This is a genomic window from Nocardioides sp. (assembly GCF_035429765.1).
Classification (GTDB): Bacteria; Actinomycetota; Actinomycetes; order Propionibacteriales; family Nocardioidaceae; genus Nocardioides.
In genome coordinates this window covers 1-12399 of record NZ_DAOMFK010000091.1, presented here as the reverse complement: position 1 = coordinate 12399, position 12399 = coordinate 1, and the positions used below count along the sequence as shown (strand labels likewise).

Here is a 12399-nt window from a genome sequence, read left to right as displayed (position 1 = left end):
GCGCCGAGCGCGGCCAGGGCGCCGGCCCCGCCGTCGGTGGTCGCGGAGCCGCCGAGCCCGACGAGCGCCGTGGTCGCACTCGCCTCGACGGCCCTGGCCAGCAGCTCCCCGACGCCGTAGGTGCTCGCCTCCTCCGGACGTCGGCCCTCGGTGAGGTGCAGTCCGCAGGCCTGGGCGCTCTCGACGTACGCCGTGCCGCCGACGAGCAGGACGGTGGCGGGCACCGGGGCCCCGAAGGGACCGCTCACCGTCACCGCCAGCACCTCGCCACCGAGGGCCGGGTGGAGCACGTCGACGAACCCGGGGCCGCCGTCGGCCATGGGGGCGAGGTCGAGCCGGTCGCGGGGTGCCTGCTGTGACCAGCCGGCCGCCATCGCCGTGGCCGCCTCGACGGCGGTGAGGGTCCCGGCGAACTTGTCCGGCGCGATGAGCACACGCATGACCCCATCCTGCCGTCCGCCCGCGGCCTGGGGCCTGCCGGCCGCCGGCTCTAGGATGGCGGGATGACCACGGTGCACCTTCCGCTGCTCCCCTTCGGCAAGGGCCGCGACCCCGACACCGAGCGCGGCGTCGAGTGCCCCGGCGACCTCCCCCCGGCCTCCGACCCCTCGCTGGTCGAGCGGGCGCGCGCGGCGAAGGCCGCGCTCGGGGAGCGGGTGTTCGTGCTGGGCCACCACTACCAGCGCGACGAGGTGATCCAGTTCGCCGACGTGACCGGCGACTCCTTCAAGCTGGCCCGGGACGCGGCGGCCCGCCCGCAGGCGGAGTACATCGTCTTCTGCGGCGTGCACTTCATGGCCGAGTCCGCCGACATCCTCACCGGGCCCGAGCAGCAGGTCGTGCTGCCCGACCTGGCCGCCGGCTGCTCGATGGCGGACATGGCCCGGCTGGCCCAGGTGGAGGACGCCTGGGACGCGCTGAGCGACGCCGGCGTCGCCGACGTGGTGGTCCCGGTGACCTACATGAACTCCTCCGCCGACATCAAGGCCTTCTGCGGGCGGCACGGCGGACTGGTGTGCACCTCCTCCAACGCCGACGTCGCGCTGGAGTGGGCGTTCGCCCAGAGGGGTCCGGACAGCAAGGTCCTGTTCCTGCCCGACCAGCACCTGGGCCGCAACACCGCCGTGCTCAAGCTCGGCTACTCACTCGAAGACTGCGTGGTCTGGAACCCGCTGCTCCCCGACGGCGGGCTCACCGCGGAGGAGCTGCGGGCGGCCCGGGTGATCCTGTGGCGCGGCCACTGCTCGGTGCACGGGCGGTTCTCCGCCGCCGTGGTCGACGAGCTGCGCGCGTCGTACCCGGGGATCAACGTGCTGGTGCACCCCGAGTGCACCCACGACGTGGTGCTGAAGGCCGACCTGATCGGCTCGACCGAGTTCATCATCAAGACCGTCGAGGCCGCGCCTGCGGGCTCCTCCTGGGCGATCGGCACCGAGCTCAACCTGGTCAAGCGACTCGCAGACCGGCACCCGGACAAGAACATCGTCTTCCTGGACCGCAACGTGTGCTACTGCTCCACGATGAACCGGATCGACCTGCCGCACCTGGTCTGGGCGCTGGAGTCGCTGGTCGAGGGGGTCGTCGTCAACCGGATCGAGGTCGACCCCGACACCGAGCGCGACGCCCTGGTCGCCCTGCAGCGGATGCTGGACCTGCCTGGCAAGTCCGCCCGCGACTGACCGGGCGGCGTGGGGCCGTACAGCCCGTCTGCCTCACATCCCCGGGGCGCCCCACAGCGCCAGCCACCGGGAGAGGTCCTGCTCCATCGGGAGCTCACCGGAGAGCGTGTCGCGGACCTGGATCTCCAGCAGGTGGTCGCGGGTCTGCGGCCCGCTGGGGGCGAAGGCGTAGAAGGTGCCGGCCTTGTACAGGTAGACCAGCCCGAAGCACCGGCCGGCCGGGTCGGCGAACGGCACGAGCGTGCACAGCAGCCCCGAGTCGAAGCCCTGGTCGGCCAACGTGCGGTTGACGGCATGCAGGTCGGTGCAGAGCCCGGCGGTGTCCTCGGGCGTCGCGCGGACGGTGAGCCAGGTGTAGCCGTACTCGTCCTGGCTCACCTCGGCCGGTGGCGCGTCGGGGTCGTCGTGGACGAGCGCCAGGATCTCGCTCTGCGCCTGCTGGTACGCCGCACCGGTGGCCGCGCGGAAGCACACCGAGCCGACCCCGGTGGGCCGGAACCCCGCCGCCGCCTCCAGGGTGATCGCCGCGCTGGGGATCCCGAAGAGCGCGTCGAGGTTGGGCCGCTTGACCCGGCTCCGGCCGGTCAGCGCGGTCCACAGTCCCATCGGGGGTCCTCAGGCGGTCGGCCGGCTGAGCTCGGCCTGGATCCTGGCCAGCTGCTCGAGCCGCTGCTCCAGAGACGGGTGGGTCGAGGACAGGGTGCGCAGGGTGGCTCCGCTGATCGCGGGGGCGATGAAGAACGCGTTCATGGCGCGGGTGGCGCGCAGGTCCCGCTGCGGGATCGCGGCCATCTCGCCGGTGATCTTCTGCAGCGCGGAAGCGAGGGCGGCGGGCTTCATGGTGAGGTAGGCGCCGGACCGGTCCGCGCACAGCTCGCGGTAGCGGGAGAGCATCCGGGTGAGGAAGAAGCTGATCGCGTAGACGACCAGGCTGACCAGCAGGGTGAGGAAGTACATCGCGACCACGTTCCGGTCGCGGCTGCGCCCGAAGCTGAGACCGCCCCACTGGGCCCCGCGGGTGATCATCCCGGCGATGATGCCGGCGGTGGAGGCCACGGTCATCACCAGGACGTCGCGGTGGGCGACGTGGGAGAGCTCGTGGGCCAGCACGCCCTCCAGCTCCTCGGCGGTGAGCTTGCCCAGGATGCCGGTGGTCACGCAGACCACGGCGCGGTCCGGGGAGCGGCCGGTGGCGAAGGCGTTGGGGAGGTCCAGGTCGGCGACCCCGACGCGCGGCTTGGGCATGTCGGCCATCGCGCACAGCCGGTCGATCATCGCGTGCAGCTCCGGCGCCTGCTGCGCAGTGACCTCGCGGGCCCGCATGGCGCGCATGGCCAAGGAGTCCGAGGCGTACCACTGGTAGAAGGCGATGCCGATCCCGACCAGGCCGATCAGCAGCGACAGGGCCGGGCTCCGGACGATGAACATCAAGGTGACCACGAGCCCGACGAACAGGGCCCCGAGCAGGAACATGACGGTGGTCATCCGGACGGTGAGCCCGGTGTCCCTGATGAAGCGAGAACGTGCCATCGGGTCAGTCCGGGATCAGGCCGTGCTCGTCCAGCATCTCGCGGACCTCGGCCAGGGTGGCGTCGGCCGGAGGCAGGATCACGTCCGACTCGACCAGGCTCTCCAGGTCGTGGGAGGTCCCGACCGCGCGCACCGCGCCGAGGAGGTCGGCCAGCGCAACGGCGAACGTATCCTCGTCCCCGGAGGCCACCGCCGTCTCGAGCGCGTCGTCGAGCCGGTTGAGCTCGTCCAGCGACTCGGCGGGCACGTCGAGCTGCCCCTCGCCGAGGATCCGCACGATCATGACGAGGACTCCCCCTCCACAGCCTCGGGCTGCGCCTGGAGGATCTCCCCGCCCGCCTCCGGCGGCTCGATCGCCTGCGGGGCGGCGGCGCCCTTCAGCCGGGACAGCTCGGCCTCGACGTCGGCCGCGGAGCTCATCGCGTCCAGCTCGCGGGCGATGTCGTCACCGCCTCCGGTCGCGGTCACGTCGGAGAGCGCACCGGAGGCGATCAGCTCGTCGATCGCGCCGGCGCGGGCCTGCATCTGCGCCGTCTTGTCCTCGGCCCGCTGGATCGCGAGCCCGACGTCACCCATCTCCTCGCCGATTCCGGAGACCGCCTCGTTGATGCGGGTCTGCGCCTCCGCAGCGGTGTAGGTCGCCTTGATCGTCTCCTTGCGGGTGCGGAACGCCTCCACCTTGGCCTGCAGCCGCTGCTGGGCCAGCGTCAGCTTCTCCTCCTCGCCCTGGAGCTGGGCGTGCTGCGCCTTGAGGTCGGTGATCTGCGTGGTGAGCCCGGACTTGCGGGTCAGCGCCTCCCGGGCCAGGTCCTCCCGGCCCATCTGGATGGCCTTCTCCGCCTGGGTCTGCAGCTTGCCGGACTGCTGCTCCAGCTGGCCGAGCTGGATCTCCACGCGCTTGCGGGAGGTGGCGACGTCGGCGACCCCGCGGCGCACCTTGGCGAGCAGCTCCTGCTGGCGCTGGTAGCTGTAGTCAAGGGTCTCCCGGGGATCCTCGGCACGGTCCAGCGCCTTGTGCGCCTTGGACCGGAAGATCATCGTGATGCGCTGCCACAGACCCATGGGGTGCGACCCCTCCCTCGTGATGTCACCCGTCGGTGAGCTCCTGGGGTCAACCCTAGGCGTAATCCCCAACCTCGGCGAGGTCGGCAGGTCCGGGTACGCTGGGCCGGTCCTCCTCCCCTGCCACGAAGGCCAGTCCGTGTTCCGCCGCACGAAGTCCGACCCCGAACAGCCCGCCACCCCGCCCAAGCCCGACGGCAAGGGGCGGCCCACGCCGACCCGTCGCGAGGCCGAGGCGGCGGCCCGGGCGCGGGCCAAGCCGCCGCGTTCGCGCAGGGAGCTCTCCGCGGTGCAGCGCCAGCGCCGCTCGGAGGAGTCGCAGCGGATGCGCCAGGCGATGCGCACCGGGGACGAGCGCAACCTGCCGGCCCGGGACAAGGGGCCGGTGAAGCGGTTCGTGCGCGACTTCGTCGACTCGCGGTTCTCCTTCATCGACCTGCTCCTCCCGGTGCTGCTGGTGACGCTGGTGCTCAGCTACTCCGGGAGCACCACCCTGGCGTCCTACGCCAACGCGATCCTGCTCGGCTCGCTGATGCTGGTGGCCGTGGACATGGTGACGCTGCGCATCAAGCTGCGTCGCGAGCTGACCCGCCGGTTCCCGGGGCAGTCCTACTCCGGGACCACCTACTACGCAGTCATGCGAGCGCTGCAGATGAAGTTCATGCGGCTGCCGAAGTCCCGGGTGAAGATCGGCCAGCAGCTCCCGGAGGACTACCACTGAGCGCGGACCTCTCGGTGCGCGTCGCCTGGGCGGGGGACGCGGACGCGATCGCCGCGGTCCAGGTGCGCGCCTGGCGCGAGGGGTACGCCGACCTGGCCGGCACGCTGCCCGACGTCGCCGAGGTCGCGGAGGTGTGGCGCCGGTCGCTGACCGCCCCCGGCGACGCCCGCAACCGGGTACTGGTGGCCCTGGACCGGGCCCGGGTGACCGGGTTCGCGGTCACCCTCCCCGCCGCGGACCCGGACTGCGACCCGGTGCGCGACGCCGAGCTGGGTGAGCTGGTCGTCGCCGCCTCGGACCGCGGCCGGGGCCACGGCTCACGGCTGCTCCAGGCCGCCGTCGACACGCTGGTGGCCGACCGGTTCACGCGTGCGGTCTGCTGGGTCACCGCCACCGACGACGCACTGCGAGCCTTCCTGACGCGGGCGGGCTGGGCGGCCGACGGGGCGCACCGGCGGCTCGACCTGGCCGGCGACGGTGTCACCACCGTGGCCCAGGTCCGGCTGCACACGGGCCTGGTCTGAGCCGATCCGCATGCTTTGCCGCTGAACTCTTGATTTCCTCCGCCGACCCGGGAGTATGGAGATCTGGCACCGGAGACTCCGGTGCGCACCACGACCCGGGACACCCACGATGATCGGTCCGCTTCCCACGCTCTACCGTCGGCTCACCGCTGTGGCGGTGCTGCTGGTCTGTATCGCGACCGGGGCCTGGCTCGCCCACTCCACGTCCGTCCCGGCCGTGGTGGCCGCCGGTGCCGCGGTCGGTGCGCTGGCGGGGATGTTGGTCGCCTTCGCGCTGCTCCACGACTTCTCGCGGCGCCCGGCGCCCGTCAGGGCGCGCAGGCGCTGAGCGCCCGTCAGGGCGCGCAGGCGCTGAGCGCCCGCGGATGACCGGGTAGGGTCCCGCGCGTGGCGCACGGCGACTCGACCCCGGGCACAGGAGGCGGTAGCGGGTCCTGGCCGGCGGAGCGGGCGAGGATCGTGCGTGACTCCTGGGGGGTCGGCATCGCCACCGGCACCTACGGGCTGTCCTTCGGCGCGATCGCGGTCGGGGCGGGGCTGTCGGTCTGGCAGGCCAGCGCCCTGTCGCTGGTGATGTTCACCGGGGCCTCCCAGTTCGCCCTGGTCGGGGTGGTCGCCGCCGGGGGTGCGCCGCTGTCCGGTGCCCTGACCGCGCTCCTGCTCGGCACCCGCAACACTCTCTACGGGATGCGGCTGGCTCCGCTGCTGGCCTGGACCGGCCGACGGCGGGTCGCGGCCGCGCACCTGGTGATCGACGAGTCGACGGCGATGGCGGTCACCCGGGGGCATCCGGCGGCCGCGCGGGTGGGCTTCTTGACCACCGGCCTGTCGATCTTCGTGCTGTGGAACCTGATGACCCTCCTGGGTGCGCTGGCCGGACGCGGCCTGGGCGACCCACGCGACCTCGGGCTCGACGCGGCGGTGGCCGCCGCGTTCCTCGCCCTGCTGTGGCCGCGGCTTCGTGACCCCAGGAACCGCGTCGTCGCCGTGCTCGCCGCCGGCGTGGCGCTGGGCCTGGTGCCCGTCGCCACGGCGGGCGTCCCCGTGCTGGTGGCCGGCGGGGTGGCGCTGCTGGTCGGCGTGCTCTCCCGTCGCCCGGACCCGACGGAGGTGCCCGGGCCCGAGGACGTCGGGGGCGAGCGGTCGTGACCTGGGGCTGGCTGCTGACGGCCGCCGTGGGGTGCTACCTGCTCAAGCTCGCGGGCCTGTCGGTCCCCTCCCGCGTGCTGGACCACCCCGTCGTGGAACGGGTCACCGACCTGATCCCGGTGGCCCTGCTGGCCGCCCTGGTCGCCGTGCAGGCGTTCGCCGAGGGGGACCGGCTGGTGCTCGACGCCAGGCTGCTCGGGCTCGTCTTCGCCGTCGTCGCGCTGCTGCTGCGGGCGCCGTTCCTCGTGGTGGTCTTCGGCGCGGCCGTGGTCGCGGCGCTGGCCCGGTTGGGGTGAGGCCGGTCGTCGCGGGCCCGTCCTCGTCAGTGGACACCGACGCCGTCCCACCGCCCGCGAAGGGCGGCGGGACGGCGTCGTGGGGTTCAGCCGACCTTCACGCCGTTGAGGACCGCGAGGACCTGCGCCTTGGTCGTGGCCGACTCGAGGGCGGCGATCCGGGCAGGGTCGAGGAACACCTCTGCGATCTTGCCCAGCAGGGTCAGGTGGTCGTCCCCGGCGCTGGCGACACCGACCACGAACCTGGCCTCCTTGCCCTTCCAGTCGACCCCGTCGGAGTACCGGACGAACGAGATGCCGGTCGCCCTGACCAGGGACTTCGCCTCGTTGGTCCCGTGCGGGAGCGCCAGGCCGTTGCCCATGAAGGTGGACACCGACTTCTCCCGCTCGTGCATCGCCGTGACGTACGCCGGCTCGACCGCGCCACTGGCGACCAGCAGCCGACCGGCCTCGGTGATCGCTTCCTCGCGGGTCAGGGCGGTGCCCTCCAGCACGATGGAGGCCTCCGGGAGCAGCTCGCCCAGCGGAGCCGTCGCGGGCTCCGCCACCGCAGCGGCCTCCCTTGCGGGCGCCTGGGTGTTCGACTCCCGGACCAGCTCGACGATCTCGTCGTACCGCGGGCTGCCCATGAAGTTGTCCACGGTGACCAGCACCGCGGAGCCGGTCTTCTGTCCCGCGCGCGCCGCCAGGTCCTGGTGGGTCACCACCACGTCGTAGCTGTCGGTGAGGTCGGCGATCGACTTGTTGACCACCGTGACGTCCTTGTAGCCGGCGTCGTGGATCTTCTTGCGCAGCACTGACGCGCCCATCGCGGAGGAGCCCATGCCGGCGTCGCAGGCGAACACGACGTTCTTGATCGGACCCGACGGAGCAGCTGCACCGGCACCGATGACCGCGGCGGCCGCCGCGGACTTCTTGCCCTTCAGGGACTCCATCGCACCCATCGCCTCGAGCAGGTCGGTCTCCTCGATGTCCCCCTTGTCCATCCGCAGCAGGACTGCGGCGATCACGAAGCTCACGGCGGCACCGCCGATGACCGACAGGGTCACGCCGACCAGGCTGTCCCGTGGCGTCTGGGCGTAGACCGCGAAGATCGAGCCGGGAGCCGCCGGCGCCCGTAGGCCGGAGTCGAAGGTGACGTTGATGAAGATCTGGGTCATCCCGCCGGCGATCATGGCCACGATCAGCCGCGGCTTCATCAGCACGTAGGGGAAGTACACCTCGTGGATGCCGCCGAGGAACTGGATGATCGCCGCGCCCGGGGCGGTGGCCTTGGCCATGCCCTTGCCGAAGACGGTGTAGGCCATCAGCAGGCCGAATCCCGCGGCCGGGTTGGCCTCGAGCAGGAACAGCACGGACTTGCCGGTCTCCTGGGCCTGCTCGATGCCGAGCGGGGTGAGCACGCCGTGGTTGATCGCGTTGTTCAGGAACAGCACCTTGGCCGGCTCGATGAACAGCGACGTGAGCGGCAGCACGTCGTTGCTGACCAGCCAGTCGACGGCCTCACCGAGGCGGTCGATCACCCACAGCAGGGGCGGCGCCAGCACGAACATCCCCACGACAGCCAGGATCCCGCCGAGGATGCCGGCCGAGAAGTTGTCGACCAGCATCTCGAAGCCAGGCTTGATCTTGCCCGCCCACAAGGCGTCCACGTGCTTCATGAGCCAGGCCGTCAGCGGCCCCATGATCATCGCGCCGAGGAACATCGGCGACCCGGTGCGGTCGTCTCCCAGGAAGATCGGGTCGCTGGTGGCCATGATGACGCCGATGACCGCGAACCCGCCGACGACGCCGCCGCGGACGCCGTAGACCATCTTGCCGCCGGTGTAGGCGATCAGGACGGGCAGGACGTAGTAGAGCGCGGGCCCGACCATCGTGGCGATCTTCTCGTTCGGGGTCCAGCCGACGTCGATGAAGAACGCGGTGACCAGGCCCCAGGCGATGATCGCGGAGATGTTGGGCATGATCATGTTCGACAAGAAGGTGCCGAACTTCTGCACGTGCACCCGGACCGAGGTCCGTTCCGGTGCCTGGGTGGTGGCTGTGGCCATGCTGGTCCTTTCTGTTCGGCCGGCTCGCTCGCGCTGCGCGTTCCGAAGCTGCCGCGGGTGGCCCTGCCATACCGATCTGTGAATCCCTTCATATCCGGCACCTATTGACTAAGTCAAGGGTTTGATCCAAACTCTTGACAGCGAAACAAAGACAAACGGGCAGGACTATGGTGAGTAGATCCGCCTCGCAGCGACGCGCCTGCAGCGCCTCAGGAAGGAACAGCCATGAAGGCACTTCGTTTCTACGCACCGGAGGACGTCCGCCTGGAGGACGTGCCCGAGCCCGAGTGCGGCCCCGACGAGGTCAAGCTCCGGGTCCGGAACTGCTCGACGTGCGGCACCGACGTGAAGATCTTCTACAACGGCCACCAGAACCTCACCCCGCCCCGGACCACCGGCCACGAGATCGCCGGCGAGGTGGTCGAGGTCGGCGCGAACGTCAACGCGACGTACGGCTCGAGCTGGCAGGTCGGTGACCGCGCCCAGGTCATCGCCGCAGTGCCCTGCGGGGAGTGCCACGAGTGCCGCAAGGGGTGGATGGCGGTGTGCCAGAACCAGACCTCGGTCGGCTACCAGTACGACGGCGGCTTCGCCGAGTACATGATCGTGCCGCGGGAGGTCCTCAAGGTCGACGGGCTCAACCGCATCCCCGACAACGTGGGGTACGACGAGGCCTCCGCCGCAGAGCCGTTCGCCTGCGCGATCAACGCCCAGGAGCTGCTCGGCATCGAGGAGGGCGACACCGTGGTGGTGTTCGGCGCGGGCCCGATCGGGTGCATGCACATCCGGATCGCCCGCGGTGTCCACCGGTGCGGGCCGGTCTACCTCGTGGACGTCAACGCCGACCGGCTGCGGATGTCGGCCGACGCGGTCGCCCCCGACGAGACCATCGACGGCTCCCAGGTCGACGTGGTCGCCCGGGTCATGGAGCTGACCGGGGGCCGCGGCGCGGACGTCGTGATCACCGCGACGGCGGCGAACATCACCCAGGAGCAGGCCATCGCGATGGCCGCCCGCAACGGTCGGATCTCGTTCTTCGGGGGGCTGCCGAAGACCAACCCGACGATCACCTGCGACTCCAACGTGGTGCACTACCGGCAGCTGCACATCCACGGCGCCAACGGGTCGGCGCCCGAGCACAACAAGCGGGCGCTGGAGTACATCTCCACCGGTCAGGTGCCGGTGAAGGACCTGATCACCGAGCACATCCCGCTGGACCGCGTCCTGGACGCCTTCCAGATCGTCAAGAACGGCGAGGCGATCAAGGTCACCGTCGAGCCCTGAGCGCCGTCAGTCCAGATCGAGGACCTGCTCCAGGCCCACGGTGAGCCCAGGGCGCGCGCCCACCGCGCGCACCCCGGCCAGCACGCCGGGCACGAAGGAGACGCGGTCCAGCGAGTCGTGGCGAAGCGTCAGGGTCTCCCCCGGTCCCCCCAGCAGCACCTCCTGGTGAGCGACCAGTCCCCGGACGCGCACCGAGTGGATGCGGACCCCGTCCACCAGAGCGCCCCGGGCTCCCTCCAGCCCGCTGGAGGTGGCGTCCGGCACCGGTGGGCAGCCGGCCTCGCGCCGTGCCCGGCCGACCAGCTCGGCGGTGCGCCGCGACGTACCCGAGGGGGCGTCCGCCTTGGTCGGGTGGTGCAGCTCCACGATCTCCACCGACTCGAAGTGTGGGGCGGCGAGCGCCGCGAAGCGCATCATCAAGACAGCGCCCAGGGAGAAGTTCGGCGCCACCAGGACCCCCGTACCTGGGGCCTGCGCGAGCCAGCCGCGCAGGGTCCCCAGCCGCTCCTCGTCGAAGCCGGTGGTGCCGACGACGGCGTGCAACCCGTGCTCGACGCAGAACCGGAGGTTGTCCATCACCACGTCGGGATGGGTGAAGTCCACCACCACCTGCGCTCCTTCGGTGACCAGGTCCTCCAGCGGGTCCCCGACGTCGACCGCGGCCACGAGCTCGGTGTCCGCCGCAGCCTCGATCCCGCGGCACACCTCGCTCCCTACCCGGCCCCTGGCTCCCAGCACGCCCACCCTGATCGCTGCGCTCACGAGCCCAACCTAGCGCCGCGGCCGTCGGCGGAGCGCCGGTCACTGACTCCGGGACGAGGAAGTGGCAGTCTGTGGGCATGCCACGACAGCCCATCCCGGCGCGCATCAGGTGGGCCGTGGACCTGATGGACGTCCAGCCGGCGGACCACGTCCTGGAGATCGGCTGCGGACCCGGAGCCGGTGCGGAGCTGATCTGCTCGCGGCTGGAGACGGGCCGGCTCTTCGCCATCGACCGCTCCGAGTCGGGGGTGGACCGCACCAAGCGCCGCAACCAGGCCTTCATCGACGCGGGCCGACTGACCGTCCGCCAGATCGACCTGGCCACGCTCCGGGTCCCCGTCAAGCGGCTGACCAAGGTCTTCGCCTTCAACGTCAACCTGTTCTGGGTGCGCGAGTGCGCCGCGGAGGTGGCCCTGCTGCACCAGCGGGTGGTTCCGGGAGGCGCGGTCTACCTGTTCTACGAGGCCAAGCAGGCCGAGCTGGTACCCAACATCGTCCGCAAGGCCTCGGCGGCTCTCGCCGACGGCGGGTTCCGGGTCTCGCTGGTGGAGCAGAAGGCGCCGCCTGTCGTCGGCATCATCGGCCGTCGATAAGGTTTCCACCTACTCACTACTTGATATCAGGTCTGAACCTGATCTAGCCTGAGCCACAGTCCCTCTACTGTCCCCGGGAGGTCGCCGGTGCGGGTCGCCGTGTTCACCGTGGACCAGCGCGCCAGCAGGTCCGGTCACGACCGGGTGCCCGAGATCCTGCAGAGGCTGGCCGGCCACCGGATGGCGCTGCCCTTCGAGCGGACCGTCGGTGACGAGATCCAGGCGCTGACCACCGACCCCACGAGGGTGGCCGAGGTCGCCGAGACCCTGTTGCGGGCCGGGGGGTGGAACGTGGGCATCGGGCTGGGCGAGGTCGAGGAGCCCCTGCCCGAGCACAGTCGGGCAGGGCGCGGCTCGGCGTACCTGCACGCCCGGGAGGCGGTCACCGCGGCCAAACGGTCCCCGTGGCACGTCTGTGTCCGCGGCGACTCGCCCCGGGCCGCGCGTGCGCTCGAGAGCGCGCTGTGGCTGTGGGCCGACCTGCTGCACCGCCGCTCCTCGAAGGGATGGGCAGTCGTGGACCTGCTGGACAGCGGACTCACCCAGGAGGAGGCGGCCCGACGGCTGGGCATCACCCAGTCGGCGGTGACCCAGCGGGCCCGCGCGGCCGGCCTGGTCGAGGGGCGAAGGGCCGGCGAGCTCACCGGCCACCTCGCCGGCCAGGCCCTGGGAGCGGCGTCGTGAGCGGCTGGATCGTGGCGGTGCTGGCCCTCGCGGCAGTGGTGCCGGTCGCGGTCGCGGGCTGGTC

General features: G+C 71.6%; 16 protein-coding genes. 9 read left to right on the top strand and 7 right to left on the bottom strand.

Translation table 11 applies throughout. The features are described 5' to 3' along the window. Positions 1-440: glycerate kinase (locus PLP61_RS09975; RefSeq protein ID WP_324502561.1), on the bottom strand; the 440-nt coding region annotated here is incomplete at its 3' end. A 63-nt stretch (positions 441-503) separates the two neighbouring features. Between PLP61_RS09975 and nadA the strand changes: the two genes are divergently transcribed. Further along, complete coding sequence (gene nadA / locus PLP61_RS09970) at positions 504-1679, top strand: quinolinate synthase NadA (protein WP_324502560.1); 1176 nt, start codon at positions 504-506, stop codon at positions 1677-1679. Positions 1680-1712: 33 nt separating this feature from the next. Here nadA and pspAB read toward each other — a convergent pair whose 3' ends face one another. Genes pspAB through PLP61_RS09950 form a run of 4 tightly spaced genes read right to left on the bottom strand, consistent with a single transcriptional unit; the run spans position 1713 to position 4271 of the window. Continuing rightward, positions 1713-2285, bottom strand: a complete 573-nt coding sequence (gene pspAB / locus PLP61_RS09965) for a PspA-associated protein PspAB (protein WP_324502559.1) — start codon at positions 2283-2285, stop codon at positions 1713-1715. Between the two features lie 9 nt (positions 2286-2294). Continuing rightward, positions 2295-3209, bottom strand: a complete 915-nt coding sequence (gene htpX, locus PLP61_RS09960) for a zinc metalloprotease HtpX (protein ID WP_324502558.1) — start codon at positions 3207-3209, stop codon at positions 2295-2297. Between the two features lie 4 nt (positions 3210-3213). After that, positions 3214-3492: a PspA-associated protein PspAA gene (gene pspAA / locus PLP61_RS09955; RefSeq protein WP_324502557.1), complete on the bottom strand. Its 279-nt coding sequence runs from the start codon at positions 3490-3492 to the stop codon at positions 3214-3216. Further along, positions 3489-4271: a PspA/IM30 family protein gene (locus PLP61_RS09950; protein WP_324502556.1), complete on the bottom strand. Its 783-nt coding sequence runs from the start codon at positions 4269-4271 to the stop codon at positions 3489-3491. Before PLP61_RS09950 ends, pspAA begins: the two co-directional genes overlap by 4 nt. Before the next feature lie 139 nt (positions 4272-4410). On the opposite strand from PLP61_RS09950, the gene PLP61_RS09945 reads away from it, so the two are divergent. The 5 genes from PLP61_RS09945 to PLP61_RS09925 all read left to right on the top strand — a co-directional run bounded on the left by PLP61_RS09945 (position 4411) and on the right by PLP61_RS09925 (position 6961). Beyond that, positions 4411-4992, top strand: coding sequence for a DUF3043 domain-containing protein (locus PLP61_RS09945; protein WP_324502554.1), 582 nt, complete (start codon positions 4411-4413; stop codon positions 4990-4992). Between the two features lie 14 nt (positions 4993-5006). After that, a complete protein-coding gene (locus PLP61_RS09940; RefSeq protein ID WP_324502552.1) occupies positions 5007-5516 on the top strand; it encodes a GNAT family N-acetyltransferase in 510 nt (169 codons plus the stop codon). A gap of 109 nt (positions 5517-5625) precedes the next feature. Then, a complete protein-coding gene (locus PLP61_RS09935) occupies positions 5626-5844 on the top strand; it encodes a hypothetical protein (protein WP_324502550.1) in 219 nt (72 codons plus the stop codon). 131 nt (positions 5845-5975) lie between these two features. Then, the gene (locus PLP61_RS09930; RefSeq protein ID WP_324502549.1) at positions 5976-6665 is read left to right on the top strand and encodes an AzlC family ABC transporter permease; all 690 of its coding nucleotides are present in this window, start codon (positions 5976-5978) and stop codon (positions 6663-6665) included. Then, the gene (locus PLP61_RS09925; protein ID WP_324502547.1) at positions 6662-6961 is read left to right on the top strand and encodes an AzlD domain-containing protein; all 300 of its coding nucleotides are present in this window, start codon (positions 6662-6664) and stop codon (positions 6959-6961) included. Before PLP61_RS09930 ends, PLP61_RS09925 begins: the two co-directional genes overlap by 4 nt. A gap of 86 nt (positions 6962-7047) precedes the next feature. On the opposite strand, the gene PLP61_RS09920 is transcribed toward PLP61_RS09925, so the two are convergent. Further along, entirely contained in the window at positions 7048-9012 is a 1965-nt protein-coding gene (locus PLP61_RS09920) for a PTS mannitol transporter subunit IICBA (protein ID WP_324502545.1), read from the bottom strand. Positions 9013-9237: 225 nt separating this feature from the next. Between PLP61_RS09920 and PLP61_RS09915 the strand changes: the two genes are divergently transcribed. Next, positions 9238-10296 carry a zinc-dependent dehydrogenase gene (locus PLP61_RS09915; RefSeq protein WP_324502544.1) on the top strand — a complete coding sequence of 353 codons (1059 nt, stop codon included), beginning with the start codon at positions 9238-9240 and terminating at the stop codon, positions 10294-10296. A gap of 6 nt (positions 10297-10302) precedes the next feature. On the opposite strand, the gene dapB is transcribed toward PLP61_RS09915, so the two are convergent. Next, positions 10303-11058, bottom strand: a complete 756-nt coding sequence (gene dapB / locus PLP61_RS09910) for a 4-hydroxy-tetrahydrodipicolinate reductase (protein ID WP_324502543.1) — start codon at positions 11056-11058, stop codon at positions 10303-10305. A gap of 77 nt (positions 11059-11135) precedes the next feature. Between dapB and PLP61_RS09905 the strand changes: the two genes are divergently transcribed. Both PLP61_RS09905 and PLP61_RS09900 read left to right on the top strand, forming a co-directional pair. Beyond that, a complete protein-coding gene (locus PLP61_RS09905; RefSeq protein ID WP_324502542.1) occupies positions 11136-11651 on the top strand; it encodes a class I SAM-dependent methyltransferase in 516 nt (171 codons plus the stop codon). Positions 11652-11738: 87 nt separating this feature from the next. Continuing rightward, positions 11739-12335, top strand: a complete 597-nt coding sequence (locus PLP61_RS09900) for a transposase (protein ID WP_324502540.1) — start codon at positions 11739-11741, stop codon at positions 12333-12335. Positions 12336-12399 lie beyond the last annotated feature (64 nt).

What these genes read in the sequence shown, in the direction of transcription:
- nadA (WP_324502560.1), top strand. Translation starts at nt 504, where the DNA reads ATGACCACGGTGCACCTTCCGCTGCTCCCCTTCGGCAAGGGCCGCGAC.
- pspAB (WP_324502559.1), bottom strand. Translation starts at nt 2,285, where the DNA reads ATGGGACTGTGGACCGCGCTGACCGGCCGGAGCCGGGTCAAGCGGCCC.
- htpX (WP_324502558.1), bottom strand. Translation starts at nt 3,209, where the DNA reads ATGGCACGTTCTCGCTTCATCAGGGACACCGGGCTCACCGTCCGGATG.
- pspAA (WP_324502557.1), bottom strand. Translation starts at nt 3,492, where the DNA reads ATGATCGTGCGGATCCTCGGCGAGGGGCAGCTCGACGTGCCCGCCGAG.
- PLP61_RS09950 (WP_324502556.1), bottom strand. Translation starts at nt 4,271, where the DNA reads ATGGGTCTGTGGCAGCGCATCACGATGATCTTCCGGTCCAAGGCGCAC.
- PLP61_RS09935 (WP_324502550.1), top strand. Translation starts at nt 5,626, where the DNA reads ATGATCGGTCCGCTTCCCACGCTCTACCGTCGGCTCACCGCTGTGGCG.
- PLP61_RS09920 (WP_324502545.1), bottom strand. Translation starts at nt 9,012, where the DNA reads ATGGCCACAGCCACCACCCAGGCACCGGAACGGACCTCGGTCCGGGTG.
- PLP61_RS09915 (WP_324502544.1), top strand. Translation starts at nt 9,238, where the DNA reads ATGAAGGCACTTCGTTTCTACGCACCGGAGGACGTCCGCCTGGAGGAC.
- PLP61_RS09905 (WP_324502542.1), top strand. Translation starts at nt 11,136, where the DNA reads ATGCCACGACAGCCCATCCCGGCGCGCATCAGGTGGGCCGTGGACCTG.